The sequence below is a fragment of the Actinocatenispora rupis genome (assembly GCF_016861975.1).
GTDB classification, from domain to species: domain Bacteria; phylum Actinomycetota; class Actinomycetes; order Mycobacteriales; family Micromonosporaceae; genus Actinocatenispora; species Actinocatenispora rupis.
On the sequence record NZ_BOMB01000056.1, the window covers coordinates 14120 to 40744 of the forward strand.

The window sequence follows — 26625 nt, forward strand, 5'->3', positions numbered from 1 at the left end:
TCGGCGTCACGCCCGCGTGCTGTCCGAGCTCCAGATCGGCGGCGAATCACGCGACCGGCGACGGCGGGGTCTCCAGGCACCTCGTGAACGTGTCGGCGTTGGTGAGGACGGCGTGCGGCCAGGGCAGGGTGAACGGCTCCGCCGGCGCGCCGGGCCGGGGTGGCTTCACCGCCCGGTCGGTGACCACGTGCCACATCGCCTCCAGCCGCCCCTCGCGCAGCAGCCCGGTGAACGACGCGATCGCGTCCGGGTCCGTCCGGGCAAACGCGAAGTGCGCGCACGCCCCGACGTGGATGCCCGTCACCTCGACCTCGCTCCCGGCGAACGCGCTGTCCTCAAGAGCCGTCCGGAAGCTGCCCCGCAGCCGGCCACCCGCCTCGTCCGTGATCGTGAGCATCGAGCCGTACTGGTTGCGCCACCGTCCGGTCCAGCCGGCCGATGCGCTCTCCGTCCTCGTCATGACGACCATGCTCGTGTCGTGGTCGACGCCCCGCGAGTGGCAGCTGAGGCACCTTTCGGGACTATCCTGCCAGGATGGTGCACCGGGTCGTGGCGGTCGTGACACCACCGCAGTCCACGTTCGAACTCGGCTGCGTGGCCGAGGTGTTCGGGATCGAGCATCCCGGCGTGCCCACCCGGTACGCGCTGGAGTTCTGCGCCGAGGAGCCGGGGGAGGTGCCCACCCGCGCCGGGTACCCGATGGTCGTGGCACACGGGCTGGACCGGATCGCCGGCGCCGACTCGGTGTTCGTGACCGGGTGGCCGGACCACGCCGCGCGTCCCTCCGCCGCGCTCGTCGAGGCGCTCACCGCCGCCCACCGGCGCGGCGCGCGGATCGTGGGAGTCTGCTCCGGCGCGTTCGCCCTCGCCGCCGTCGGGCTGCTCGACGGTCGCACGGCGACCACCCACTGGCGGATGGCCGACGAACTCGCCGCGCTGTACCCGCGTGTCGTCGTCGACGCCGACGCGCTGTACGTCGACCACGGCGACGTGGCGACCAGCGCCGGCACGGGCGCCGCCATCGACCTCGCCCTGGCGCTGGTCGGTCGGGACTTCGGTGCCGCGTACGCCGCGGAGATCGCCCGGCACATGGTGCTGCCGCCGCACCGGGACGGCGGGCAGGGCCAGTACGCCCGCCGGCCGGCACCGCCCGACGTCACCGCGCAGGAGACGCTCTCGGCCCTGCTGGACTGGGCCGAACGCCACCTCGCGGCGCCGATCACGATCGACCGCTGGGCCACACGCGGCGCGGTGTCCCCGCGGACGCTGGCGCGCCTGTTCGAACGGCACCTGGGCACCACGCCCGGGCGATGGCTGGTGCGGCGCCGCGTCGAGGAGGCGCGCATCCTCCTCGAACGGACCGACGACTCGGTGGACGCGGTGGCAGCGGCGGTCGGGTTCCCGGACCCGTCGAACTTCCGGCGCCGGTTCGCGGCCGAACTCGGCACCACACCGGCCCGCTACCGCCGCACGTTCGCCCGAACGTCGCCCTGACCGCGTCGCCGGTTCCGTTGCCGGCGCCGTCGAACGCCTCATCCGGTCACGTCACGGGTGGGTGACTCAGGCCGCGGCCCGGCGAGCCCGGACGCTGTCGCGGCCTCGATCACAACCTGCCGAGCGTACTTCGCCTGCCAGCGGCGGTCTGTCGCCGCGCACCGTGACACCGGTACGCACTGTCGCTGACCATGGCTTCCGAAGACCTCGTCGAGAACCAGCAGCTAGACCGGCCGATGAGCCGGCCGGACTTGCCGCGGGCCAGCTCACCCATTTCTGCCGGCCGTCAGCAACCGCAAATCTGACAGTAGCCATGAGCGTATCCGAGGACTCGAAGCCAGTACGCTGCGGAGAGACACGCAGGGAGGAAACCGGCTAAATGGATGCGGAAGTACAACTGGCTCCGTTAGCCAGTGCTGCCGCCGTGGCACTGGTCACCGAGATGGCCAAAGCAGGCTGGGCTGGAGTGCGGGAGCTGGCGAATCGGCTGTTTCGCCGCGCGGGTGAGCAGGAGCAGGCGCGACAGCTAGCGAGGCTCGATGCCGACAGCGCGCAGATCGGGGTGCTGGACCGCGCCGAGGTAGAGGAGCGATGGCGACGACGGCTACTGACGCTGGCGGAGGACTACCCCGAGGTCATCGAGGATCTATCACTACTAGCGAGCCGAGTAACAAAGGACCAGGATTCGGCTGTGCATCAAACGGCGAATGGAAATATTGGCCCAGTGATTCAGGTGGGCCGCGACAACTCCGGTGAGATTAACATTGGGGAGGCGCGACCGTGACTCACGGACTTCCTCCAAGAGAACCATCGCAGTCAGCCGCAGGCAACATCGGAGTCACCGTACAGATAGCTGGGCCGAATTCAGGGAATCTCAGTATCACACGTCGCCCAAAATTGCCGACCATTCCTATCTCGGTTAAGGATCGCGAAGCTGCGACAGAGCCGCTGTGGGCACACACGCTCACGCCGATGCGTGCTGCCAATATTTTGCAGGCAAATGGCTTGGCGGTTATTGCGGGCGAGCAAGGGGCAGGCCGCCGTACGTCGGCAATACGCGCGATGAAACACCATCTTTCCGTCAATGGTTCAGAGCCTTCGGAGCTGTTCTATCTTGCTCAAGACTGGGACGATGATGAAATCCCGGACAGCGAGATCCTTCCCGATCCATCCCCGGGATGCGGCTACCTACTTGACGCGACGCTTCGATCGCTACCGGCGGGACACATACACTCTTTGACGGCCTGGGCCGAGCGGCTGCACTCACGAGGTAGCTGCCTCCTAATCACTATCAGACGAAACGACTGGGTGGGCGACCCGAACCTGGTGGTTTCCGCTGAGTCGCCAGACGCCATCCAGGTAGCCCGGAACCATCTCGCCTTCCGGCACGGCAGCCCAGACAGGGCAGATTGGCTTGAGCCCGCCCCTCAACGCACTCGTGGCTTGTTCAGCGGCGGATCGTCGCCAGACCTGGCCGCGGGCAGCCTCTCGGACCTGATCACTCGGAACGCCAGTCCCACTGACGCGGTGGCGATTGCGGAGCGGATCCAGCGCGTCAACCCGGACCAACTTCGTCGAGCAGTGCAGACTGCTGCCGCACGCGAGAAGCATTCTGCCGACGAAATCGACTTCGCGCTTCGAGAAATCCGGGATGAGATCCGGGGCTGGCCGCATTTCTTGGAGCGCGTCCTGACTGAATCGGGCACCCGTGGCCGAGATCGTGTCATGCTCCTGGCCGCTGCATACCTCGAGGGTAAACCTTTAGAATTGTGCATCAAGGCGGCGAATGCATTCAGCGGTCAGAAGGAACCGGGAGCGCGACGTGTCCGTGAAGGTCGCAGTCCACGCCGTCGAATGGTGGATGTCGGCGTCGACATAACCGATGATGACCGGGCGGCTTTCGACACCCATCCTGGCCTGGCCATGGCGGCTATCCGCATGGACTGGCATCATTGGGCAGATGAGCGGACGGCCACCCGTAAGTGGCTCATCAGCATCACAGAACCCGGGGCTGTTGCAGAGAGATGGGCCGAGCAGATTGGCACACGCCTGCTCGAACTGTCACGCACAGCCTCCGAAGACCCGTTCATGCCCGTGATAGACGAATGGTCGAAGCTCGATAACGTCGACCGTACTGCTATTGTCTCAAGGCTACTTGCTCAGGCAGTCAACGTGCCTCGATTTGCGGCTGCTACCCACAAAATGCTACTAGAGTGGGCAAAATCTTCGGTACCAAGTCGACGCGCCATCGTTGGCCAGGTCTGTAGTGGCAGCTACCGTGAGATTTGGCCACACAGGGCCTTCACTCGGCTGCGCCACCTTCTGGCCTATGATGATGAATCTAGTCACAACGCGGCCGACACCCTCATTGTCCATGCGAGGGCAAGCAGTGCTGGATTTTCGCACGTTATCAATACCGTCGATGCCTGGCTCGATCGATTCCCTCAGAGTCCGACAAGCGCTCGGGCATTTCTGGCGCTCGTTGACCCGTTTCACCATAAGGCAATCCTGCCCTCCCTGGTCAAACTTGCAGAAACGCAGCCGCAGTATCGCGACTTCCTTATCGGAGGTTGGCGTATCGCACTTTCCCTGCCGGAAGTGACGGAGGACGCCTACAAGACGCTGGTGGACTGGGTCAATGCCGCTCACGACAATCGACTCAAACAGGGTTTCATATTTGAGTTGCTTGTTGACGTTCGTAATGCACATACTCCGCTTGATGCGATGTCCCGATTCCTATATGGCCATCCTGACCATGAGGGCCCTGCCCTGATCGAGGCACGCCGCGCGCTGACGAATGTGCGTACCTGTAACCACGAGTCATGCGTGCGCGCGGATTGCCCCGTTGTCAATCGCAAACCCGAAGAGCCCAGTCCCCAACCCGGGGCCGTCGGCGAGGAGGCCGAGCCTGAAATTTCCACTACAGAGTAAGATAGATTTGGCCAGCCCGGGGTCACGGCGAGATCCTGCTGTAGCAACTCATCAAGGTCATTACGGGACAGCCTTTAGCCGCGTTGCCGGTTCTGTTGGCAGGGTCGTCGAGCGGGTCGTCCGTATCGCATCAACGGGATCGGTCGCGCGCCGCTGACCGGCCGGCTGCCGCGCCCCGTTCAGCTGGCCGAGATGCGGGCCACCGTGCCCACCGGCCGCGGCCTTGGGTTGCAGAGCAGACGGCTGGCCGACGGTACGGGACTGTGGGGCCATGACGGCGACATCGTCGGATACCAGGCAGCCTCGTGGAGCACGGTCGACACCACCCGCCAGGTGCGCGTCGCCGGTACCGGCGATCTGGACACCCTCGTGACCGACTTCCGGACGACCGCTGCTCGTGGCGTACTTCGCCTGCCAGCGGCGGTCGGTCGCCGCACACAGCGTGACACCGGTACGCATCGTCGCTGACTCGCAGGATGGCTGCACGGACCGGGATCCGGCTCGTTCCGGTATCTCGACGGCACGGTCCCGGCGTCGGTGCCACGATGAGGCGATGCGCGTGATCGCCGCCCGGACCGTGACCGGTGGGGCCGGCGTCGCCGAACAGCGGACCGGGCAGCGCGACGGGAGCTGGCCGGTCCGGTACGCGGCGTATCTGGTCGCCGAGCAGGCCGGCACGCCACCCGCCCACCTGACCGGAGAGGCGCGATGACCGACGTGACCATGCGGCCCCGGTACACCGAGATCGACGGGCTGCGCATCCGGTACGCCACCAGCGGCGTCGGCCGGGACAGCCAGGCGCTGCTGCTCTGCCCGTGGCCGGAGAGCCTGTACGCCTTCCACCTGGTCTGGCCGCGCCTCGCCGAGGATGCCGAGCTGCTCGCCGTCGACCTGCCCGGTTTCGGGCACTCGGAGGGGCGCGAGTCGCTGATGACACCGCAGGCCATGGGCGGGTTCGTAGTACGTGTCGCGGACGCGTTCGGCTTCGACCGGCCGCACGTCGTCGGCCCGGACGTCGGTACGGCCGCGTCGCTGTACGCGGCGGCCGACCACCCGGGGCGCTTCCGCAGCCTCGTCGTGGGCAGTGGCGGTGCGGTCACCGGCGAACTGGGCGGAGTGCTGGGCCAGTGGGTGTCGGCGCCGAGCGTCGAGCCGTACCGCGCGATGGATCCGCGGGCCATCGTCGCGGCCGGCGTGACCACGATCGAGGGGTACGACCTCCCGGCGGACATCGAGGAGGACTACCTGTCCGCGTACGACGGTGACCGGTTCGTGCGGTCGATGGCGTACGTGCGCAGCTATCCCGAGCAGCTGGCCGCCCTCGCCCGGCGGCTGTCCGAGGTGGCGAACCCGGCGCAGATCATCGGCGGCCTGTGGGACTTCGTGGTACCGCCCAGCAACGCCCGCTTCCTGCACCGGCGCCTGCCGTACAGCAAGCTCGACCTGATCGACTCCGGTCACTTCGCGTGGGAGGAGAACCCCGGCACGTACGCCCGGCTCGTCACGTCCTGGTGGGGCGGCGGATACCGCGCCGCGTCGCGTGACACCTCCGCGGCGCCGGCGCCCCGCTAGACGATCTGCTGGCCGCCGTCGATGTCGTACGTCGCGCCGGTGACGGCGGTGTTGACCATCAGGTGCACGGCCAGCGCGGCGATGTCCGCCGGCCCCACGACGCGCCCGATCGGCAGCGTGGTCCGCAGGTACTCCCGGCGCGCGTCCAACTCGTCGCCCAGCAGCCGGGCGGACAGCGGCGTGTCGACGAACCCGGCCGCGATCAGGTTGACGCGGACCGGCGCGATCTCCAGCGCGAGGTTCCGCGTCATGGCCGGCATCGCCGCGGTGAGCGCCGAGATCACGGCGAACCCCTTCGTCGGGCGGCGGCCTCCGGTACCGCCCATGAACAGCAGCGTGCCGCCCGCGCGTACGCGCCCGACGGACTTGCGCGCGATCAGCAGCGGGACCATGAGATGCGCCGCGACGTCGTCGGCCACCTGGTCCATGTCGATCTCGTCGAGCGGGGCGTACGACGGTCCCGGACCGGTGTACAGCAGGTGGTCGATCGGCGCGCTCGACTCGTCGAAGAACGCCGCGAGCTGGCCGGTGTCGGTCGCGTCGAGGGACACGACCCGGTCCGCGCCCACCTCCCGCGCCGCCCGGTCGAGGCGCTGCCGGTCCCGCGCCACGAGCGTGACGTCCGCGCCTTCCGTACGGGCGAGGCGCGCCGTCTCCAACCCGATGCCCGCGCTGCCACCGATCAGGACGACCCGTTGGCCGGTCAGTGCCGGCGCGCGTACGGAATCTGGTTCGGGACTGCCTGTCACGGTTCCTCCGCTCTGGTCGCAGATCGCCGAGATGGTGCCCCGAGGTCGAGTACGAACGGGTCGGCCAGCCGCGGCGCCACGCGCAGGCGACCGGGATCGCCTACCTGGGCGGGGAAGCGGGCCATCGCGGTCCTGCCTGGCCGGTCCGAATCACCATCATGTCGATGGTGCGTGATCGCCGCGCAGTGCGGTGGTCGTGCGGCCGCGGGATCGCCCTGGGGGACTACGCCGGCGTCTCCGCGAAGGTTCGACGTCGAGCGCTTGGCGTTCGCGATGATGCGGGCGTGGCTGTTCGGCATCGTCCGGTTCCGTCGTGACGGTGGCTGGCTGACCGTCCAGGAGGTCCGTGTCCACCGAACCGGCCGCGTGAACTACCTGGGCCAGTTCCTGCTCGCCGTCGGACTGCACGACGCGCTCACGGAGTCCCGTACGCCCGGGTGGTGCTCCGGTGTTCGAACGCCCGACTGTTCAGCCCCGTCGTGTTCGGCGATCTCGACTTTCGCTTCCGTCCCTACGGCCCGACGCTGGCGTACGGCCAGGCGAAGACCGCCGCGGTCCTGCTGGCGGTCGAGATCTCCCGGCGCTGGCGAGGCCACGGGATCGTGGCCAACGCGGGCGGTCGCCACCGGGCACCAGCGGTACACCGGCGGCCTCCGGACACCGGTTGAGCGCCCCACGAGCATCGAACAGGGCGCGGCCACCTTGGCTCTGCTGGCGGCATTCCCGCTCGTAGAAGGGATCGGTGCTACGGCGAGGACACGAACGAGGCGCCGGTCGGTGCGAGCGGCCTGTCGGTCCTGGCAGGTGCCTCCGCCGCGGGTCGGTGTCGTGGCTCAGGAACGCCAGCGGCGACGAGCGAGTACGACGAGGGTGGTGCCGGCGGCGACGAGTGCCGCGGCGAGCCCGGCGTACAAGGTGAGCGATGTGCCGGTGACGGGCAGGCCGCCGGGCCGTGTCGCGGTCGGGGATCCGGAAGCGGGCCGGGACGCCGACGGGGACGCGGACGGCGACTTCGACGGTTGCGACGGTGACGGGCTGGCGGTGCCGGCGCCGACGGTCAGGTACGCGGTCGTCTCGGAACTGTCCTGGCTGCTGTGGCCGCCGGTCGGCCACAGCAGCACCTGTTGCGGTACGGACTGGCCGGGGTTCAGGTGCGGGTCGACCCGCAGGACGAAGGTGCACGTCACGAGCTTGGCCTTGCTGAACTGGCAGCCGGGGTTGTGGGAGGAGTCCTCTTCGTTGTCGGGCTGGCCGCACCAGCGGGGAGCAGGGCCGGTAACGGTGCAGCTCACGTAGCCGAGCACGGGGTCGAGGACGCTGAACTCGCCGCCGTCCGGCAGGTCCCGCGCGGTGACGACGAGCCGGGTCGTGGTGTAGATGTCCGCCGTGGCGGGCTCGAACCATGCGCGGAGCCCGTGAGGGCTGGGCGACGGTGATGTGGACGCGCTGGAACTGGTCGACGGGGACGGCGACGTACTGGCCGGGTTGCTGGGCGACGCGCTCGCGCTTTCGCTGGGGCTCGGGGACGCCGACGCGGACGGGTCCGCCAGCGCCGGTGCGGCGGGCAGCAGTGCGAGCAGACCCACGACTGCCAGCGCGCGGAGGGCACGCAGCGCCGTCCGTCTCTGTCGCACGGGGCGGGAGGAGGGAGGCATGGTTGGGGCTCCTCAAGGGACGCGGGGTGACATCTCGCTCCACGCCCGGAGCGGTCCAACGGTTTCACCCGTACGTCCTTGACGGGTCGTGCGGCCGGACGTGACCCACGGCGCCGGGCGGCGTGGGCGTCCACAGGGCGGCGCCCAGCGGGAGGTACGTTGTGCGCCACCCGTCCGGTCGGAGGTGCGATGACCACCCGCTCCAGCGTCCTGTTCGTCACCGACCTCGCGTACCCGGCGCGCGGGCGACGGTACTGCGACGAGGACATCATGCTGACCTCCCGGCTGCGGGAGAGGTTCGACCTGGCGCTCTGCCACCCGCTGGACGTGGTTGCCCTGATGGACTCCTTCGACGTCGTCGTGGTCCGCAACAGCGGGCCGGTGCTGCACTACCAGGAGCAGTTCGAGGCGTTCCGGCGGCGGGCGGAGGAGCACGGCACCCGCGTGTACAACCCGCTGACCGGCCGCGGCGACATGCGCGGCAAGGGATACCTGCCGGAGCTGACCGCGGCGGGCTTCCCCGTCATCCCGACCGTCGACCGGCCGGACGACATCGGCCTGCTGCCGCGCGCCGAGCGGTACGCGGTGAAGCCCAGGGCGGGCGCGGACTCGATCGGCCTGAGGTTCGTCGACTCCGCGGAGCTGGCCGCCCTGTCCTGGGACGGGCTGCTCGTCCAACCCCGCGTCGACTTCCGCTACGAGGTCTCCTTCTACTACGTCGACCACACCTTCCAGTACGCGTTGCACGCGCCGGATCCGGCCCAGCGGTGGGCCCTCGCCCCGTACGAGCCGACCGAGGCGGACCTCGCGTTCGCGCAGCGGTTCGTCGACTGGAACACCCTCGACCACGGCATCCAGCGCGTCGACGCGTGCGGTACCCGGGACGGTGCGCTGCTCCTGGTCGAGCTGGAGGACCTGAACCCGTACCTGTCGCTCGATCTCGTCACCGACCGGCAACGGGACACGTTCGTCACCGCCATGACGCGGTCGCTCCAGCACCTGCTGCACACCACGCCCGCCTGACCGCCTCTACCGTTGGCGCCGTGCCGCGAGTGGAGGCACATAGTGGCGGCACGCCGGCTTCGTCGCGTTCGCCGTCGCCATCGCGGAACCGGGACACCGCGTCGGAGCCGGATCCGCGCGCTGCTAAGGGTTTTCGCGGCGCCGGCGCGAGAACACCCCCGATTCCCGTACGATGCGCCGAACACGGTGACGTAGGTCCTCGTCGCGGCGCGCACGTACGGGTGGTCGGCGCCGAGGCAGCAGGCGAGATCGACCAGCGCCGTACGGAACTCGGCCTTCGCCCGTACCGGCTCGCCCTGTTAGGCGAGGAGGGTCGCGGCCGCCAACCGGCACGAGATCACCAACTGGTCGCCGGCACCGAGCCGCCGGCACAGCGCACGCTCGGCGCGGAGGTAGCGGCGTCGCGCCCGGGCGTACCGGCGCCTGTACGCCAACCGTTGCGCCCGACCGATCGTCGCCTGGCAGCGGTGGAGCAGCCGCCACCGCCGACGTTCGGCTCTGGTACCAGCGACCCGGCGTCGACCGGCCCCGGCGCGATCGTCGAGTTCGTCGACCGTTGCCGGCAGCAGCAGGTTAAGCACCGGCCCCAGCGACAGGTACAGCCACCACCGGGTCCAGCCGGTCGCGGCCACCACGACCGTCACCCCGGCCAATGCGGCGAGTGCCAGACCGACCGTGAGTACGCGGGGCGGCATCTGGGCTGCCGCGTCGGCCCGCACCGAGCCGTGGACGGTGAGGGCGAGCTGGGCGACGGCGGCGCAGGCAACGATGAGCCACGTCCGATGGAACACGATGTCACCGGCGAAGCCGGCGCTCGCGGCCACGGCGGCCGACAGCAGGGCGGTCAGGACTGGATGCCGGACGATCCACGACATTCCTCGCACCTCCGTCGCCATGCTTGCAGGCGGCACCAAACGCGAGCGCCGGTCTACCTCCTCGACGCCACGCCGATCCCGCTGCCGGGCGGCGGCGCGTACGGGAACCTGTCGACCGGCCCGGTGTGCCGCAGCCCCGCCGGTGACGACGGCACGGCGACGCGGAGGTCGGGCAGCCTGCGCGGAATCGGTTGTGGTGGACGGGAGTCCGCGACCTCCGCCAGAAACGAGCTACGCCCAGGTCGCGGCCTGACGCGCAACTCCGCACGGCATGCAGTGGCACTCCCGGAGAACGCGGACACGCCGTTGGCGCTGGCGTCCATTGTGGACGGTGGTCTCATCCGGGCCGGACGGGAGCGGTCCGCGCGTACCGCCGAGTCGGTAGGGGAGCGCGGGCGACGAGCACTCCCGCCCGCCACACCGGACCCCGCCGACCCGATCCACCGCGGCACATCCGCCGGGCGCGGTATCCGGCGCTGCCGCCCTTGGCGTACCGGGTGGTCCGGTTGCTGCGTCGGGGTTCACGGAGGGGCCTCCGGCGGCCGGTGCCGTAGGGGATCTCCTGTAGGCCGGGCGTCCCGGTCGCTGCGCGCCGTGACGTAGCGGGGAAGCCGCTGCCCGGCCGACGCGCAGGGCCGCTCCGGCCGCAGACCATGGACCTGCCCGCCGGCCGGCGGCCACCGCACAGGAACAGGAGGGGTCGTGATGGGAACCGCGATCGAGTACGGGGCGGACGTCGCCGAGCGTCCGTCCGGCCCACCGAAGCTGCCCAGTGGACGGTTACGGTACGCCGAGTCGGAAACCCTTGCCACACCACGGATGCGGTACGGCATGCTGGCCCGGATGATGTTCACCCCGGTCGACATCCTGTACGGGCGGCAGGGATCGTTCACGAAGTTCGCGATGTTGGAGATCATCGCCCGGGTGCCCTACCAGGCGTGGGAGCGCGTCGGCTATTGGGCGCTGCACCGGCACGCCGGCCGGTCGGTACTGGCCCGGCGCGTGTTCGACCGGATCGTCGACGCCCGTGCCGACCAGGACAACGAGCAGTGGCACCTGTTGATCATGCAGGATCTGGTGCAGCGCAACGGGATGCGGCAATCGTGGCTGCGGCACCGGGTGCTGCCCTGGCTGATCTCGTTCTTCTACTACCACGTGTCCTGGGTACTGTTCCTGATCCGGCCCGCGTGGAGTTACCGGCTCAACGCGGAGTTCGAGGACCACGCCGAGCACGAGTACATGAGCTTCGTGGCCGCGCACCCGGAACTCGATCACGAGCCCGATCCCGGCACGTACGCCGCCGAGTACGGTCGCTTCGCGTCGGTTGCGGACCTCGTCCGGCAGATCGGTCACGACGAGCGGGTACACAAACTCGACAGTCTGCGTCGCATCACCCCGCTCCACGGGTGACGGACTAGGATCCGGCGCAGTGCCACCCGCACGGTGGCCGGGTCGCCCACCTCCGGCCACTCGCCCGCAGCGGCGCGTCGCCGTCGGACGGCACGGGCCCCGGGCGCGGCGGAGCCGTTGTCCAGCAACGGAAACCGGCCCGGCTCCGCGTACGGGACCGCGCCGGTGCACGGCGGACGGTCAGAGGGCGCCGGTGGCGTAGAACGCGTCGCACTCCGTACCCACGTAGTCGGTGGCGATCTCGATGATGCCCGAGCCGTCCGCGGTCGGCGCCAGCGCGGAACTGTAGTTCGGGCAGTAGTTGTCGTACGCGGTGGGCACCTGCACCGGCGCTGGGATCCGTTGCCACGTACCGGATCCGCCGGTGGAGTTGGTCAGCAGTGTGGTGCCGTTGCCGCCGTCCTGCCCGCCGGAGTCGAAGAGCATCTGGCCGACGAGCACGATCCTTCCGGTGGCGCTGCCGTCGTCGACGACCGTGATCGTGGGCGCGTGCCGGAAGAACGTGCCGTCGTCGGCCACGATCCTCGTACCGGGTTGCGCCGGGTCGCCCCAGTCCGCGCCGTCGGCGGAGGTGCGGTAGTAGACGTCGCAGCCGAAGCTGGATCCGCAGATCTCGTACGTCATGATCCGGGTTCCATCCGTCAGCGTGCGCACCACCGCCATGCCGGGCCGCGCGCCCGCATCCGCCAACGACACCACCGGGTACGGGCTCGACCACGTGACGCCGTCGGCGGAGAACACCTCCATCAGCGCCTGGCTGTGCGCGGGTTGCTGCGTCTCGTCGGAGTAGTACAGGGTGAGCTGACCTTCGCCGTTGACGTGCATCTCCGGTTCCCACAGCCCACCGGTGTTCGCCGCGGTGAGTACCGTCGAGACCGGCGACCAGGTGGCGCCGTGGTCGGTGCTCGCCCACAGGTCGATCGACATGCGCCGGTTGTCGCCGCCGTTCTGGCCGAACGAACCGGACCACAGCAGCGTGCCCGCCGGCATGGACCCGATCGCGCTGGGCAGCTCGTAGATGCTGGTGCAGCAGAAGCCGGTCGCCGCGGCGGGATCGCGCACCTGACCGATCGGCGTGAACGTCGCGCCGTCGTCGGTGCTGCGGTAGATGCTCCCGTACCCCTGCGGGTCGAACGCGACGGTGGACGCGATGAGCTGCCCGTTCGCGTCGCCGGAGTGCGCGAGCCGGATCAGCCGCGGGTACAGGCCGGTGCCGGTGCCGAGTTGGGTGCCGGTGGCGGCGGGCTTCACCCGGGGTGCCGCGGTGGCCGCGGTCGTGACGCTCGCGCCGGCCAGCGCGACGCACGCCAGTACGGCGAGGACGAGCCGGTACGGGGACATCGCTCTCATCGGTACCTCCACACGAACGGGGCGCTCGCGTCGCCGGCCCGTACGCCGGGGAGGGGTCCGGCCGGGACGGGGCGGGCGCGTGGCGCGGACGAGTAGGAAGAAAACGATTTCTCCCACTGTACCGCAATAGAAAGGTTTATGTACCGAACATCTGGCTCGGCGCCGCGTGGGCCGATGAACGGCGGGCACACGTTGCGGACGTTCGTTGACCGCGTCGGCTCCTAGGCTTGGTACCAGACCAGCGCCGTACCGGAAGGAATCCGATGACCGAGCAGACCAGCGCCGCGCCCGCCGGGTACACGACCGTGGCTCCGTGGGTCGTCACCGACGACACGGGTGCGTTCCTCGACTTCGCCACGGCGGCGTTCGGCGGCGAGGAACTCGGGCGCGTCGCCACCGAGGACGGGCTCATCGGCCACGGCGAGATCCGTATCGGCGACACCGTCGTGCTCGCGTTCGACCGGCACGCCGACTGGCCGGTACTCCCCAGTCTGCTGCGCGTGTTCGTTCCCGACGCCGACGAGACCTTCGTCCGGGCGGTCGCGGCCGGCGGGCACGTCGTGACCGCCGTGGCCGACGACGCCTTCGGCAACCGCGGCGGGCGCATCAGGGATCCGTTCGGGAACATCTGGTGGGTACTCGCGCACGTCGAGGACGTACCCGAGGACCAGATGTGGGCCAGACTCCAGAACCCCCGGTACGCCGAGGCGATGCGTGTGGCGCAGGAAACCCTCGACGCCGAACTCGGCGGCCGCGGACACGGCAGCGCCCCCGTCCGCCCCATCGGCTGACGGGTGCCCAGGCGGCAGATCGGATGCGCCACCGGCCGCGGCCTGACACGGTGACCGCCCGACCTGAGGTCACCGTTCGGCTGTATCACATGACCGGAGTGCCCGACGCCGGCAAGTCCGCCGTACTCGCCGTGCTGGAGGTGGTCAACGGCCGCGCCGGTGGTGAGCAGTCTCGCCCGTCGTGGAAGCGGGATGTCCTTCCGTTCAACGGAATTCGGGTGTGCGGCCGCGGCGTGACGGTGGACGCAGGTCGGAAGGTGACGGGGAGGGCGCGGCGCCGTCGCGTACCGGCATCGACTTCCGTTACACGGATCCAGGTTGCGGCGTTGCCGGTGGTGTGACGGTCGCAGTCGAGAGACGGCGGAGTGGGGGTGCGGCGTCGCGGCGGAACGTGGATGCCTTGTCGGAAAAGGGGTCTGGGTTAACGAGGGGGACCGTCCTCGGACGGGACGCTGGCGAGGTAACCGACGGCCCCGCGGTCGAGTACGATGCCGCCCGACTCGTGCATCCGGGTGAGTTCGGTGAGCGCGGCGCGTCGGAACTCGACCGCGTCCGTCGTATCGAGGGCCTCGACGACGGCGGCGAATCCGTGGGACATGTGGAAGTCCCAACAGATCTGCGGGCTGGGCACCGGCAGGTGGACCGCCAGCTGCACGGTACGGATGTCGGCGAAGCCGGCGGCGTGCAGGTGCGCGGCGACGCCGTAGTCGCGGCGGGGGAGGCGTTCGGCGGCGCGGGAAGCGAAGCAGCCGACCAGGGTCTCCCACGCGTCCCACCGGCCGCCGTCCTCGCACGGGCCCGGAGTCGTCAGAGCCACGGTCGCGCCGGGCCGCAGGACGCGACGCAGGCCGGTGAGTACCCGGAGAGGGTCGGTGACCAGGTGGATCATGAAGCCGGCGGTGGCCAGGTCGTAGGAGGCGGCGGGAAGGTCGAGCCGGTGGGCGTCCATGAGGCGTACGTCGAGTTCCGGGTGTGCGGCGGCGAGCAGGGACACCATGCGGGGCGCGGCGTCCACCGCGGTGACGACACATCCGCGGGCCGCGGCCGACGCGCCGATCGCGCCACGGCCGGTGCCGACGTCCAGCAAGTGGGTGCCCGGAGGAGGGGCGAGTACGTCGAGGAGCTGGCTCGCGAACTCGGCGAAGAAGGGGATGACCTGGTCGTAGCGGTCGGCGAGGCGGTCGAACAGTGCCGGGGCCGGGTCGGTCATGGCCATGACGATGAACGGCGGCGCGGGAGCGGGCAACCGAATTGGTACCGGACGCGGGGTGCCGTGGCCGCATCGAGCATGTCCAGCCAACGGCCACCGACTGTCCACAGTGGACTTGTTCAATTGTCTCATTATTCACTTGTTCAACAGTTGAACAAGTGAACAATCTGGAACGTGATCAATTACCTTATCCGGACATAAGCACTCCATCATCGGCCGCCACCGACTGATCCGCACCGCGGTCGCGTCCCTGCCGCCGCACCAGCCCGACCCGCCCACCCGTCGACGCCGACCCGACGACCACGGCCACGCCGGAACGCCCGAGCACTCGCCGAATGGCGATGCGCCAACACCACACCGGATCGGCTCAACGGCACCGAATCGGCCACCCTGGTTGTCGGGAAGCTGCCAACCCGCGACTTCGTGACGACAGCCCGGCCACCTTGCCCGATCCACAGTGGACCGCACCGGATGCGGTCACTGCCCGACCGGTACGACGGCGGGGCGCCGGCCCGGGATGGCGCCGAGGATGGTGGCGAGCAGTGCGAGCCCGACGAGTACGGCGGCGGTGCGGAAGCCGCGGTCGATGCCGATCGCGAGCGCGGCCGGGTCCGGCAGTACGCGGTGGGCGGCGACGGTCGTCCAGGTGATGGTGCCGAGTACGGCGAGTCCGACGGCGCCGCCGAGTTGCCGCGCGCAGTTGAAGACGCCGGAGGCGATGCCGGCGTCCTGTTCGTCGACGCGGGAGAGTGCCTCGACGGTCATGGGTGGCGCGGCGAGTCCGAGCCCGGCGTACGTGAGGGTGCTGGGCAGGACGAGGTCGGTGAGGTAGCCACCGGCACCGTCCATCATGGACAGCCAGCCGATGCCGACGACGGCGACGGACAGCCCGACGAGCACGACGGTACGGGTGCCGAAGCGGCGCAGCAGCGGTCCACTGGCGCGGGCGCAGGCGACGAGCAGTCCGGTCATCGGCAGGAACACCAGCGCGGTGCGCAGCGGTCCGTACTGCCAGATGCGTTGCAGGAACAGGGTGAGGAAGAACGAGATGCCGGTCATGGCCATGCTGTACAGCACGATGGTGAGGTAGTTGCCGAGCCGGGCGCGGCCGGCGAACAGGCGCAGCGGCATGAGGGGGCGCCGACTGCGCCGTTCGACGAGTACGAAGAGGCCGAGGAGCAGCGCGGCGCCGGCGAGCGAGGCGAGTACGGAGGGGTCGGTCCAGTGCACGGTGCCGGACGGGTCGGCGGCGGCGCGGGTCAGCCCGAACACGAGCAGCGTCATGCCGAGCGTGGCGGTCAGGGCGCCGGGTACGTCGAAGCGGCCGGACCGGCGGCCCGCCTCGGCGAGTACGCGGGGGGCGAGGGCGATGACGAGTATCCCGAACGGCACGTTGACGAGCATGATCCAGCGCCAGGACAGGAAGCTCGTGATGAGGCCGCCGGCGAGCAGGCCGACACCTCCGCCGGCGGTACCGATCGCGGTGTAGATGCTGATGGCGCGGTTGCGCGCCGGGCCCTCCGGGAACGTGGTGGTGAGCAGCGACAACGCGGCCGGACTGGCCGCGGCGGCACCGGCGGCCTGGATCGCCCGGGACGCGACCAGCTGCCACGGGTGTTGCGCGAGCCCGGCGGTCAGCGACGCGGCGGTGAACAGGACGAGCCCGACGACGAACACCCGGCGGCGTCCGAAGACGTCGCCGCAGCGGCCGCCGAGCAGCAGCAGCCCGCCGAACACCAGGCCGTACGCGGTGATCACCCACTCCAGGTCGGGGCCGGTGAAGCCGAGCCCGGTCTGGATGTGCGGCAGCGCGACGGTCACGATCATCGTGTCGAGCAGGAACATCGTCTGCGCGGCGCAGATCGTGGCCAGCGCCGCCGTCCGGGTACGCGCACCGGCGGCGGTGCCGGTCGCGGCCGGCTGGCTCATCGCGGCGCCGCGGCCAGCTCCAGCCGTCGACGCAGCGGCGCGCGCTGGATCTTGCCCACCGAGTTCTTCGGCAGTTCCCAGACGAACTGGACCCGGTCCGGCCAGAACGCCCGCGCACAGCCCGTGCCGGCGAGCGTGTCGTGCAGTTCGGCGAGCGTCGGCGGCCGACCCTGCGGTACGACGACGGCGCAGCACAGTTCGGCCCCGGGTACGGCGGGATCGGGGTAGCCGACGAGCGCGAGTTCCTTGATGCCGGGGTGGCGCGCCAGCAGGCCCTCGACGAGGAGTACGGGGAGTTTCAGGCCGTCGGAGCGGATGATCAGGTCGCTGCGGCGGCCGACGATCCGGATACCGCCGCGCCCGTCGGGCCGGGCGATGTCGCCGGTGTCGAACCAGTCGCCGTCGAGGGACGCGTCGTACACGTCGCGTTGGTGCAGGTAGCCGAGGCACTGCGAGGCGCCGCGGACCAGCAGCCGGCCGGACTCCTCGCCGTCCTCGGCGTCGATCCGGACCTCCATCCACGGTACGGCGCGGCCGTCGCTGCGGGTCGCCCAGTCGTCGGGGTCGTCGGGCCGCGTCATGGTGACCGCGGCGTTCTCGGTCATGCCCCACAGCGCGTGCACCGGCACCTGGAACGTCTCGCGTACGGACTCGACGAGGTCGGGTTGCAGCGGCGCCGAGCCGGACACGATCCGCCGCAACGTACGGGTGTCGCGGGCGCGGTCGCGTTGCGCGGCGACCAGGTCCACCAGGTACCCGGGGGCCATGTACGCCCAGGTGACCGCGTGCCGTTCGACCGTGTCGAGCAGCAGCGCCATGTCGTGCGGCCGGTCGTAGATCAGCCAGGTCGCGTTGAGCTGCAACGGCATCAGCGCGCCGTACGTCATGCCGGCCATGTGCAGGTGCGGGTGCGGTACGACGATCACGTCGTCCGGCCCCAGCCCGTACGGTTCGGCGCCGGCGCGGGCCGCCGCGTACAGGGTGTTGCTCGTGTGCGCGACGGCCTTCATCCGGCCGGACGTGCCGGACGTACTCACCAGCGCGGCGGGCTCGTCCGGGCGCAGCGCGAGCGCCGGGTCCGCCGCGGGGTGCTCGGTGTCGAGGAAGTACCCGGTGAAGTCGAGGGCGTCGGCGGTGGAGCCGGTGCCGATCACCACCCGGTGCCGTACGGTGTCCGGCGCGGCGGCGGCCACCCGGGCGGCGATGTCGACGTCGCCGATCCGGTCGAGGCTGACGCACACCGGCGCCTCGGTGGTGGTCAGGGTGAAGCGCAGTTCGCGCTCCTCCAGGGACGGGAACATCGCGGCGCCGACCGCGCCGATCCGCCCGCACGCCAACCACAGCGGCGTCAGCTGCCACACGTTCGGCAGGTACATGGCGACCACGTCGCCGCGGCCGACACCCAGCGACAGCAGCGCGGCGGCGAACCGTTCGACCAGCTCCGACAGCTCCCGGTACGAGATGGTCCGCGGCGTGTCGCCCTCGTACGCGATGAGGGCGGGATGGTCCGGCCGGGTGGCGACCGCCCGCGCCAGGTCGTCGAGGAACGTCTCGTCGCGCCACCAGCCCTTGGCCCGGTACCCGGCGGCGACCTCGGCGCTCGGCAGCCGCAACGATTCCACTCCGGTCATCATGGTTCCGTTGTCCCCCAACGCTCTCGTCCTCAGCCGACCGTGTCGAGCTGCTTCTCGATCCAGTCGAAGATGCCGGCGTGGCCCTCGGCCGCGGGCTCCTCGCCGAAGATGGCGAGGAACCCGGGCACCGGGTTGACCTCCAGGATCTGGTACCCGTCGGCGGTGGGCAGGATGTCCAGCCCGGTCCACGTCAGGCCCTGGTGCCGCGTCGCCCGGATCGACAGGTCGATCAGCTCGGCGGGGGCGTCGTACCGCTCGAAGCTCGCGCCCTCCAGCGTCTTGCACCGCCAGTTGCCCGCGGCGGGCAGCTTGAGCATGTTGATCGGCGTGACCTCGCCGCACACCGTGATCCGCAGCTCGCCGTACTGGGTGGGGTAGAACGGTTGGCAGAACAGGGTTCCGTGCCGTGCGAGCTGACTGTCCACGATGGACCGGTCGGCGTCCAGGTCGGTGACCCGCTCGACGTCGATGCCGCGCAACCCGTACGACGGCTTGAGGATGATGTCGCCCCAGTCGGCCAGCGCCTCCGCGGTTTCGGCGACAGTGCTCACCGAACGGAACGGCGGCACCGGGAACCCGCCGTCGGCGAGCCGTTGCGCCATCAGGAACTTGCTCATCCCGCAGAGCCAGTCGTCCACCGGGTCGAACAGCCGCGGCCCGAGTACGGTGCCGAGCATGGTCAGCCGTTCGACCCGGTCGCGCCACAGTCCGGCGGTGGCGGCCAGGTCCTCCTGCCACACGTCGCCCATCAGGTTCGCCCGCGAGATGACGGCGTCGTAGCTGTTCGCGTCGACGCCGTTCGCGAGTACCGTCGCGGGGCCGTTGTCCCGCCGGTACTCGATCTCCTCCAGGGTGAACCCGGACATCTGGTGACCGCGCCGCTTCCCGTACTCCAGCAGCGCGAGCGCGTCCGCGTCGATGCCGCTGTGGTCCCACAGCAGGATGCCGACCTTCACGACGGCACCACCGCCTCGCCCGCCGGCTCGACCTCGATGGCCGGTGGCACCGTCTCCGGCGCGAGTACGAGCAGGGCGAAGTGCTGCGGCAGGTGCACCGCGAGCCCGATCCGGCCCCCCGCCTCGATCTCCGCCAGATCCCCGTCGGTACGCAGGGTCAGAGTGCCGCCGGCGCCGCCGTCCAGCAGCGTGACGCCGGCGCGGAAGTCGCCCAGCAGTACCTGGTCGGGCGCGATCATCCGGGTCCGGGTGATGCGTAGGCCGGCAGCGTCCACAGTGGGCAGTGCGCCGAGCCCGACCAGCCGCCAGTACGTGCGGGGGTGCATGACCAGCGCGTCGCACGAACCGCCCTGGTCCTCGACGTCGGCCGCGGCGGCCATGATGCTGTCGAGCAGGTCGCCGCCGCCGCGCAACCGGCGCAGTCCCGGCAGCCGCAGCAGACCGGTGATCGCCCCGTCCGGGCTGCCGTGCAGCAGCACGTCGTTCTCGACGGTGCACAGCCGGACGATGACGCGGTGGTCGACGAACCGGGCCAGCAGCGCGGGATCCCGGCAGATCTGCGCCGGCACCGGCACCCGTACGCGGACCTCGGTGAGCGCGGCCTTGACCGCCGTGGGCCGCTGGTGCGCCTCGGGCGTCGCGGCGTACTCGGTGTCCCGGGTGACCGGGTGCGACGCGGCCGGCAGCTCCGCGACGAAGCAGACCGACTCGTCGGCGATCGTCGCCGCCTTCAGCAGGTCCCGTACCGGCGGGCGGGGTCGCGTTGCGGCGAGCGGGAAGTGCCGCGCGATCGCCCCGCGTACGACGACGGAGGCCGTGCCGCCGGGGGACCGGCAGGCCGCCACGGCCAGCTCCTCGCCGGGTGTCCGGCTGGTCAGTTCGGGATCGTCGACGAGGTAGCGCAACGGTACCCCCATCCGGGCGGCAAGGGCGGAAAGCCTTGCGTGTCAAGGCATGCGGAGCCGGCGGCGGTGGTAGGGGGCGAGGGGATCCGGGTGGAGCGGGGCCGCCGCCGGCTCGATTCGACACCCTAGAGCACGGTCCGAATGATGGGAAGCGTCGCGACGGAGTCAGTTCGGCTGGCAAGTCGGATACACCCGGCAGGGTTAACGAATTCAATTCGGTCGATGCCCGCCCGGTGAAGGATATCTTCGCTGCTCAGTCGGGTACTGGAGCCGGTGCGGATTCGTTGCCGGCAGGGGAGTCCGCCGCGACCGGGGTTGCCAACGACGGCGCGCTGATGTCCCATGTGCATGCCCGGCATGTCGTATGCACCGGTGCCAATCCGGAATGGCACGGCACTGACGCCTGCCACCGGTCGGGAGAGGAGCCGCCGATGGTCGCCCGGATCCGGCACGTCACGCTGGCGATCGACGGCGGCACACCGGTCCGCGAGACCCGGTGGCCCGCGTACGACAACGGCGACGCGTACGTGGCCGACGAGGACATCGCCGCCGCGGTCGCCGCGCTGCGCAGCCGCCGCTACTTCCGCTACGACTCCCGCCCGCACGAGGCGACAGAGACCGGCGCCCTGGAAGCCGCGCTCTGCCGGTACTTCGGCGCCGGGCACGCGCTCGGCTGCGCCAGCGGTACCACGGCGTTGGCGTTGGGGTTGCTGGCGTTGGACCTGCCGCCGCAGTCCGACGTGCTGTGCCCGGCCTTCACGTTCGCCGCGACACCCAGCGCGATCGTGCTCGCCGGACACCGCCCGGTCGTGGTCGAGTGCGACGACGACCTGCAGTTCGACCTCACCGACCTGCGGAACAGGGTGGCGGCCGGGGCGCGCGCGATCGTGGTGGTGCACATGCGCGGGTTCGCCGCCGACATGCCGGCGGTCCTCGCGATCGCCGACGAGTTCGGCGTACCGGTCGTCGAGGACGCGGTACCGGCGCTCGGCGTACGGCTGCACGGGCGGGCGCTCGGCACGTGGGGCCGGGTCGGCGCCTTCTCCACCCAGTCCGACAAGGCGTTGAACACCGGCGAGGGCGGCTTCCTGCTGACCGACGACCCCACCCTGTACGCCCGCGCCCTGGTCTGCTCCGGCGCGTACGAGTCGCGGATGGCGCGGCACTTCGTCGACCCGCCGGACCTGGACGACCTGTCGTTGCCGCTGTTCAGCTGGCGGATGGACGAGATCCGCGCGGCGCTGGCGCGGGCCCAGCTGACCCGGCTGCCCGGCCGGCTGGAGGCGCACCGCCGCAACTACGAGCGGATCGCCGCGGCCCTCGCCGACCAACCGGACGTCACCGTACGGCGGCCGGTCGCGCCCGGCGCGTACCTCGGGGAGGCGCTGCTGTTGCAGCTGCCGGACGCGGCCGCGGCGTGCTGGTTCTCCCGGGCGCTGCGGGCCGAGGGCATCGGCGTGCGCGCGTTCGGCGACCCGGACGACGTCAACGTCCGCGCGTTCTGGAACTGGCGGTTCCTGTTCCCGGACCGGGCGGCCGTCCGGGCGGCGTACCCGGCGAGTACGGCGGCGGTGGGGCGGACCGTGGACATCCCGCTGTCGGCGAACCTGACCGAGCACGACTGCACGCAGCTGGTCGCCGCCGTCGGCAAGGTCGCCGCCGCGCTGCCGGGCCGGTACCGGTGAGCGACCGGCCCGTCGTCGTCTACCTGACCGGCTGGTGCCGTAGCGGGACCACCCTGATCGGGAACCTGATCGGGGAACTGCCCGGCGCGGTGCACGTCGGCGAGCTGCGGTACCTGTGGCGGCACGGCGTACTGGGCGACGGCACCAACGACACGTGCGGCTGCGGTACCCGGGTCGCCGACTGCCCACTGTGGTCGGCCGTACTGCGGCGGCTCGGTGCCCCGGACGGCGTGCCGGACCTGCTGGCCCGCCAGGAGCGGCTGCTGCGGACCCGGCACGTCGGCGCCCGGCTCGCCGCCGGCCCGGACACCACCGCGGCCCGCGCCGACCTGGAACGGCTCTACGACGCCATCGCGGCCGAGTCGGGCGCCCGCATCATCGTGGACAGCGGCAAGTACCCGGCCGAGGCGGCGGCGCTGTGCGGCAGCGACCGGGTCACCCCGTACGTGCTGCACGTGCTGCGCGACCCGCGCGCGATCGCCGAGTCGTGGCGCCGGCCCAAGAGCTACATCCCGGCCATGCCCGCCTGGCGCAGCACCGCGTACTGGGTGGCGTTCCAGCAGGCGTCGGCGCGGGTCGGCCGGGCGTACCCGGACCGGTACCGGCGGCTGCGGTACGAGGACTTCGCCGCCGCTCCCGCCGACACGCTCGGCGCGGTCCTCGCCGACTGGGGACTGGCCGCCGCGGCACCGGTCACCGCCGACGGCACCGCCGTACTGTCGCCCAACCACACCGTCACCGGCAACCCGGACCGGCTGCGTACCGGGCCGGTCGTCATCCGGCCCGACGAGCGCTGGCGCACGACCGCGCCGCGCGCCACCCGGTACGTCGCGGGCCTGATCGCCGCACCATGGCTGCACCGCTACGGCTACCGCCTCACCGGCGGCGGGCCGACCGCCCGGCGCGACACCGACGCGCCGGTACCGCGGTGAGCGCACGTCGAGAGGAGCACGCTGGTGGATCTCGGTATCGCCGGGCGGGTGGCGCTGGTGTCCGGCGCGACCAGCGGACTCGGCCGCGCCGTCGCGGTCGCGCTGGCCGCGGAGGGCGCCCGGGTGGCGATCTGCGGCCGGGACGAGCACCGGCTCGCCGCCGCGGCGGCGCGGGTGACCGACGCCGCCGCGGCGTACCGGGCGGGTGACGCGCCGGAGCGCGGCTGCGTCCGGGCCGACCGCGTCGACCTGCGCGACCACGACGCGGTACGAGGCTGGATCGACGCGGTGGCAACCGATCTCGGCGGTCCCGACATCGTCGTCAGCAACGCGGGTGGGCCGCCCGCAGGCCCGGTCACGGCGTTCGACCTCGCCGCGTACCGGGACGCCGTGGAACTCTGCCTGCTCGCGCACATCGGGTTCGTGCAGGCGGCGCTGCCGCGGATGCGGGCCGCGGGCTGGGGCCGGATCCTGCTCGTCGCCTCCGAGACGGTCCGCCAACCCCGCCCCCAGTACGGGCTGTCCAACACCGTACGGCCCGGCCTCGTCGGGTACGCGAAGTCGCTCGTACCGGAGATCGCGCCGGACGGTGTGACGATCAACGTGCTCGCCCCCGGGTACCACCGGACGCCGGCGCTGACCGGGCAGTTCGACGATCCGGACGCGGGCCTGGCGCGGATCGCCGCCGGCATCCCGGTCGGCCGGATCGGCGACCCCGACGACTTCGCCGCCACCGCCGCGTTCCTGGCCAGCGAGCGGGCCGGCTTCATCACCGGCAGTACGGTGCTGGTCGACGGCGGCGCCACCCAGGGCTGGTGACGCGCGCTCAGCCGCGCAGCAGCGCGTCCGCGACCGCCCCGTACCGGCCGGCCTCGCCGTCGTCCGCGCCGTCCGGGCCGCAGTGCGCGACGAGCCGGAACACCAGCGCGCGCAGCAGGTACTGCCGCCAGTCCGGATCGCCGCGGTACGGCACGTCGGGCGCGCCGTACCAGAGGAGGGCGTCGACGGCGACGATCGCGTCGGCGTAGCGCGGGCCGCCAGTACGGGGAGAGGTCGATGACGGCGGGCGGCAGGCCGGGGGCGGCCAGCACGTTGCCGCTCAGGTCGCCGTGCACCAGCTGTCCCGCCCCGCCCACCGGCCGGTACGCGTCGCGCAGCCGCGCCAGGATCCCCGCGTACGCCGCCGGCACCGGGAACGAACGCCCGCCCCACGCGACCCGGTCCGCGACCGCCCACCGGTGCGTACGCCGGGCGAGGAAGTCGGGGCGGTCGAGTCCACGCAGCGCACCGTGGAAGGCGCTGGACACCCGCAGCAGCATCGACACGTCCGTGCACGCGACCCCCGGCACGTGCGCGGTGGCGCGCCACCCGTCGACCACGTACCGGCCGTCGGTGGCGCGCGCCGGCGCGGGCACCCGGACGGCCGCGCCCGGCGGGAACCGCGCCGCGACCCGCGCGGTCCAGGCGATCTCGGCCGCGCCGGCGTCCGCCGGCTTGAACACCAGCCCGCCGATCCGCACGCTCGTGCCCTGACCACCGGGCAGCGGCTCCGGCGCCCCACTTACCCCGAACGCGCGCCGGACGGCGGCTCCCGGCAGCGGCCCGGTCACGGCAGCAGGCCCCGCTGGTACGCGGCGGCCACCGCCGACGCCCGGTCCCGTACGCCGAGCTTGGTGTAGATGTGCAGCAGGTGCGTCTTGATCGTCGTCTCGCTGACCAGCAGCTGCCGCGCGGCGGACTGGTTGGTGGCGCCGTCGGCGACCAGCCGCAACACGTCCAGCTCCCGCGGGCTGAGGGTCTCCGGCCGCGGCGCGCCGACCAGCCCGATCAGGGTGCTGGCGACCGACGGTGCGAGCATCGCCCGCCCCTCGTACGCGGCGCGCACGGCGCGTACCAGCTCGTCACGCGGCGCGTCCTTCAGCAGGTACCCGGTGGCGCCGGCGTTGACGGCGGGCAGCACGTCGCGGTCCGTGCCGTACGTGGTGAGGACCAGGACGCGGGCCGGATGCCCCAGCTCGTGCAGCGCCGTGATGGCCTCCACGCCGCCCATCCCCGGCATCCGCAGGTCCATCAGGATCACGTCGGGGTCGAGCACCCGGGCCAGCCGTACCGCCTCGGCGCCGTCGCCGGCCTCACCGACCACCTCGAACTCGGGGTCGTGCGCGAACACCCCGCGCAGCCCGTCGCGCATGATCGGGTGGTCGTCCACGATCAGCAGCCGGATCGCCGTCACGAAGCCACCTCCGCCCGCGGTACGTCCAGCGGCACGCTCGCGTTCACGGTGCTGCCGTACCCGGGGGCGGACTCGACGGTCAGCGCGCCGCCGATGCGGGTGAGCCGGTGCCGCATCCCGGCCAGCCCGTACCCGTCGGCGCGGTCGACCGGGTCGAACCCGACGCCGTCGTCAACCACGTCGAGCAGCAGCGTGTCGTCCAGGTACGTGAGGGTCAGCCGCACGGCGTGGGCGCGCGCGTGCCGGGCGACGTTGGTCAGCGCCTCCTGCGCCACCCGGAACAGGGTCGCCTCGACGTCGGCGTGCGTGCGCACCGGCGTACCGGTGGTCTCGACCTCGGCGGTCACCCCGGACCCCGCCGACCAGGTACCGGCCAGCGACTCCAGCGCCTCCGGCAGGCTCTGCGCCTCCAGCTGTTCGGGCCGCAGCGCCCGTACCGACCGGCGCGCCTCGGTGAGGCTGTCCCGCGCCAACGTACGTGCCTGGGTGAGGTGGCGTGACCACTCGCCCGGCTGCCCGCTGCTGTGCTCGGCCGCCTCCAGCTGGGTGACGATGCCGGCGAGCCCCTGCGCCAGCGTGTCGTGGATCTCGCCGGCGAGCCGCTGCCGTTCCTCGACCACACCGGCCTCCCGGGCCTGAGCGAGCACGGTCGCCTGCAGGTCGGCGTTCTCGGCCATGGACGCGGCGAGCCGGCGGTTCGCCTCGGCCAGTTCGGCGATCATCCGGCCCCGCTCCTGGTTCTGTTCCACCGCGCGGCCGGTGATGGTCGCCGAGTTGAGCACCAGGGCCAGCAGGACGACCGCGACCACCACGTACGTGAAGGTCTGGCCGGCGTTCCTGCCGGGGTACCCGGACAGCGACGCCGACACGACCAGCGCGGTGGCCGCGAACCCGGCCGTACGCCAGCGCGGACCCAGCCCGTACGCGAACAGGAAGCCGGTGTAGGCGAACACCCCGAACGAGCGGTCGATCCAGACGAGCACCGCGCACAGGGCGACGTGCCCGGCGAACACGACGGGCAGCAGCCGCGGCGGCGGGTTCCCGCGGAACCGCACCGTCACCACGGTCCACCAGACGAACGACACCGCGACCAGCGGCACCCCGACGTACAGCCGGGTCCAGGCGGGGGACTGGTCGTCCGGCAGGGCGAAGCCGGTCACCGCGGACAGGGTCAGCAGCGGCAGCGGCAGGATCCGGCGCATCCGGTCCAGCCGGGCCTGCCACGGGTCGACGATCGTCGCGCTCACGGCACCGATCGTGTCACCCCCCGGCCGCCGGCGCACCGCTCTTA

26 protein-coding genes are annotated in these 26625 nt (G+C 71.4%); 13 read left to right on the forward strand and 13 right to left on the reverse strand.

The window, feature by feature from the left end; translation table 11 throughout:
* Positions 1-46 precede the first annotated feature (46 nt).
* Complete coding sequence (locus Aru02nite_RS35680; protein ID WP_203664967.1) at positions 47-460, reverse strand: avidin/streptavidin family protein; 414 nt, start codon at positions 458-460, stop codon at positions 47-49.
* Positions 461-534: 74 nt separating this feature from the next.
* Between Aru02nite_RS35680 and Aru02nite_RS35685 the strand changes: the two genes are divergently transcribed.
* The 5 genes from Aru02nite_RS35685 (at position 535) to Aru02nite_RS35705 (ending at position 5997) form a co-directional block, all read left to right on the forward strand.
* Positions 535-1494, forward strand: coding sequence for a GlxA family transcriptional regulator (locus tag Aru02nite_RS35685; protein ID WP_203664968.1), 960 nt, complete (start codon positions 535-537; stop codon positions 1492-1494).
* A gap of 379 nt (positions 1495-1873) precedes the next feature.
* On the forward strand, positions 1874-2278 hold the full coding sequence (locus Aru02nite_RS35690) for a hypothetical protein (protein ID WP_203664969.1): 405 nt from the start codon (positions 1874-1876) through the stop codon (positions 2276-2278).
* Positions 2279-2466: 188 nt separating this feature from the next.
* Entirely contained in the window at positions 2467-4425 is a 1959-nt protein-coding gene (locus Aru02nite_RS35695) for a hypothetical protein (protein ID WP_203664970.1), read from the forward strand.
* 553 nt (positions 4426-4978) lie between these two features.
* Positions 4979-5137, forward strand: a complete 159-nt coding sequence (locus Aru02nite_RS35700) for a hypothetical protein (protein ID WP_203664971.1) — start codon at positions 4979-4981, stop codon at positions 5135-5137.
* Entirely contained in the window at positions 5134-5997 is an 864-nt protein-coding gene (locus tag Aru02nite_RS35705; protein ID WP_203664972.1) for an alpha/beta fold hydrolase, read from the forward strand. The genes Aru02nite_RS35700 and Aru02nite_RS35705 overlap by 4 nt, the downstream gene beginning before the upstream one ends.
* Here the strand turns inward: Aru02nite_RS35705 and Aru02nite_RS35710 are convergent.
* Positions 5994-6746 carry an SDR family oxidoreductase gene (locus tag Aru02nite_RS35710; RefSeq protein WP_203664973.1) on the reverse strand — a complete coding sequence of 251 codons (753 nt, stop codon included), beginning with the start codon at positions 6744-6746 and terminating at the stop codon, positions 5994-5996. The genes Aru02nite_RS35705 and Aru02nite_RS35710 overlap by 4 nt on opposite strands.
* A gap of 833 nt (positions 6747-7579) precedes the next feature.
* Positions 7580-8380, reverse strand: coding sequence for a hypothetical protein (locus Aru02nite_RS35715; protein ID WP_203664974.1), 801 nt, complete (start codon positions 8378-8380; stop codon positions 7580-7582).
* Between the two features lie 210 nt (positions 8381-8590).
* On the opposite strand from Aru02nite_RS35715, the gene Aru02nite_RS35720 reads away from it, so the two are divergent.
* A complete protein-coding gene (locus Aru02nite_RS35720) occupies positions 8591-9424 on the forward strand; it encodes an ATP-grasp domain-containing protein (RefSeq protein ID WP_203664975.1) in 834 nt (277 codons plus the stop codon).
* Between the two features lie 299 nt (positions 9425-9723).
* On the opposite strand, the gene Aru02nite_RS35725 is transcribed toward Aru02nite_RS35720, so the two are convergent.
* Positions 9724-10299 (reverse strand): hypothetical protein, encoded by a 576-nt coding sequence (locus Aru02nite_RS35725; protein ID WP_203664976.1) that lies wholly within the window; start codon positions 10297-10299, stop codon positions 9724-9726.
* A 705-nt stretch (positions 10300-11004) separates the two neighbouring features.
* Between Aru02nite_RS35725 and Aru02nite_RS35730 the strand changes: the two genes are divergently transcribed.
* Positions 11005-11709 (forward strand): alternative oxidase, encoded by a 705-nt coding sequence (locus Aru02nite_RS35730; RefSeq protein ID WP_203664977.1) that lies wholly within the window; start codon positions 11005-11007, stop codon positions 11707-11709.
* A 180-nt stretch (positions 11710-11889) separates the two neighbouring features.
* On the opposite strand, the gene Aru02nite_RS35735 is transcribed toward Aru02nite_RS35730, so the two are convergent.
* Positions 11890-13059, reverse strand: coding sequence for a sialidase family protein (locus tag Aru02nite_RS35735; protein WP_203664978.1), 1170 nt, complete (start codon positions 13057-13059; stop codon positions 11890-11892).
* Between the two features lie 263 nt (positions 13060-13322).
* Between Aru02nite_RS35735 and Aru02nite_RS35740 the strand changes: the two genes are divergently transcribed.
* Both Aru02nite_RS35740 and Aru02nite_RS35745 read left to right on the forward strand, forming a co-directional pair.
* Positions 13323-13850: a VOC family protein gene (locus Aru02nite_RS35740; protein WP_203664979.1), complete on the forward strand. Its 528-nt coding sequence runs from the start codon at positions 13323-13325 to the stop codon at positions 13848-13850.
* Positions 13851-13939: 89 nt separating this feature from the next.
* Positions 13940-14191 (forward strand): hypothetical protein, encoded by a 252-nt coding sequence (locus tag Aru02nite_RS35745; RefSeq protein ID WP_203664980.1) that lies wholly within the window; start codon positions 13940-13942, stop codon positions 14189-14191.
* Between the two features lie 80 nt (positions 14192-14271).
* Here the strand turns inward: Aru02nite_RS35745 and Aru02nite_RS35750 are convergent, their stop codons facing one another.
* The 5 genes from Aru02nite_RS35750 to Aru02nite_RS35770 all read right to left on the reverse strand — a co-directional run bounded on the left by Aru02nite_RS35750 (position 14272) and on the right by Aru02nite_RS35770 (position 20496).
* Positions 14272-15060 (reverse strand): class I SAM-dependent methyltransferase, encoded by a 789-nt coding sequence (locus tag Aru02nite_RS35750; protein ID WP_203664981.1) that lies wholly within the window; start codon positions 15058-15060, stop codon positions 14272-14274.
* Positions 15061-15537: 477 nt separating this feature from the next.
* Positions 15538-16989: an MFS transporter gene (locus Aru02nite_RS35755; protein ID WP_203664982.1), complete on the reverse strand. Its 1452-nt coding sequence runs from the start codon at positions 16987-16989 to the stop codon at positions 15538-15540.
* Positions 16986-18620, reverse strand: a complete 1635-nt coding sequence (locus Aru02nite_RS35760; protein WP_203664983.1) for an AMP-binding protein — start codon at positions 18618-18620, stop codon at positions 16986-16988. Before Aru02nite_RS35760 ends, Aru02nite_RS35755 begins: the two co-directional genes overlap by 4 nt.
* 32 nt (positions 18621-18652) lie before the next feature.
* Positions 18653-19579 carry an ATP-grasp domain-containing protein gene (locus Aru02nite_RS35765; RefSeq protein WP_203664984.1) on the reverse strand — a complete coding sequence of 309 codons (927 nt, stop codon included), beginning with the start codon at positions 19577-19579 and terminating at the stop codon, positions 18653-18655.
* Positions 19576-20496 carry a family 3 encapsulin nanocompartment shell protein gene (locus Aru02nite_RS35770; protein ID WP_203664985.1) on the reverse strand — a complete coding sequence of 307 codons (921 nt, stop codon included), beginning with the start codon at positions 20494-20496 and terminating at the stop codon, positions 19576-19578. Before Aru02nite_RS35770 ends, Aru02nite_RS35765 begins: the two co-directional genes overlap by 4 nt.
* A gap of 419 nt (positions 20497-20915) precedes the next feature.
* On the opposite strand from Aru02nite_RS35770, the gene Aru02nite_RS35775 reads away from it, so the two are divergent.
* Genes Aru02nite_RS35775 through Aru02nite_RS35785 form a run of 3 tightly spaced genes read left to right on the forward strand, consistent with a single transcriptional unit; the run spans position 20916 to position 23920 of the window.
* On the forward strand, positions 20916-22169 hold the full coding sequence (locus tag Aru02nite_RS35775; protein ID WP_203664986.1) for a DegT/DnrJ/EryC1/StrS family aminotransferase: 1254 nt from the start codon (positions 20916-20918) through the stop codon (positions 22167-22169).
* Entirely contained in the window at positions 22166-23101 is a 936-nt protein-coding gene (locus tag Aru02nite_RS35780; RefSeq protein ID WP_203664987.1) for a sulfotransferase, read from the forward strand. Before Aru02nite_RS35775 ends, Aru02nite_RS35780 begins: the two co-directional genes overlap by 4 nt.
* Before the next feature lie 24 nt (positions 23102-23125).
* Positions 23126-23920, forward strand: a complete 795-nt coding sequence (locus Aru02nite_RS35785) for an SDR family oxidoreductase (protein WP_203664988.1) — start codon at positions 23126-23128, stop codon at positions 23918-23920.
* A 7-nt stretch (positions 23921-23927) separates the two neighbouring features.
* On the opposite strand, the gene Aru02nite_RS35790 is transcribed toward Aru02nite_RS35785, so the two are convergent.
* On the reverse strand, positions 23928-24074 hold the full coding sequence (locus Aru02nite_RS35790) for a hypothetical protein (protein WP_203664989.1): 147 nt from the start codon (positions 24072-24074) through the stop codon (positions 23928-23930).
* An 83-nt stretch (positions 24075-24157) separates the two neighbouring features.
* Here Aru02nite_RS35790 and Aru02nite_RS35795 point away from each other — a divergent pair, with 83 nt between their 5' ends.
* Positions 24158-24634, forward strand: coding sequence for a hypothetical protein (locus tag Aru02nite_RS35795; protein WP_203664990.1), 477 nt, complete (start codon positions 24158-24160; stop codon positions 24632-24634).
* 73 nt (positions 24635-24707) lie between these two features.
* Here Aru02nite_RS35795 and Aru02nite_RS35800 read toward each other — a convergent pair whose 3' ends face one another.
* A complete protein-coding gene (locus Aru02nite_RS35800) occupies positions 24708-25334 on the reverse strand; it encodes a response regulator (protein WP_275408794.1) in 627 nt (208 codons plus the stop codon).
* Positions 25331-26581: a sensor histidine kinase gene (locus tag Aru02nite_RS35805; RefSeq protein WP_203664991.1), complete on the reverse strand. Its 1251-nt coding sequence runs from the start codon at positions 26579-26581 to the stop codon at positions 25331-25333. Before Aru02nite_RS35805 ends, Aru02nite_RS35800 begins: the two co-directional genes overlap by 4 nt.
* Between the last annotated feature and the right edge of the window lie 44 nt (positions 26582-26625).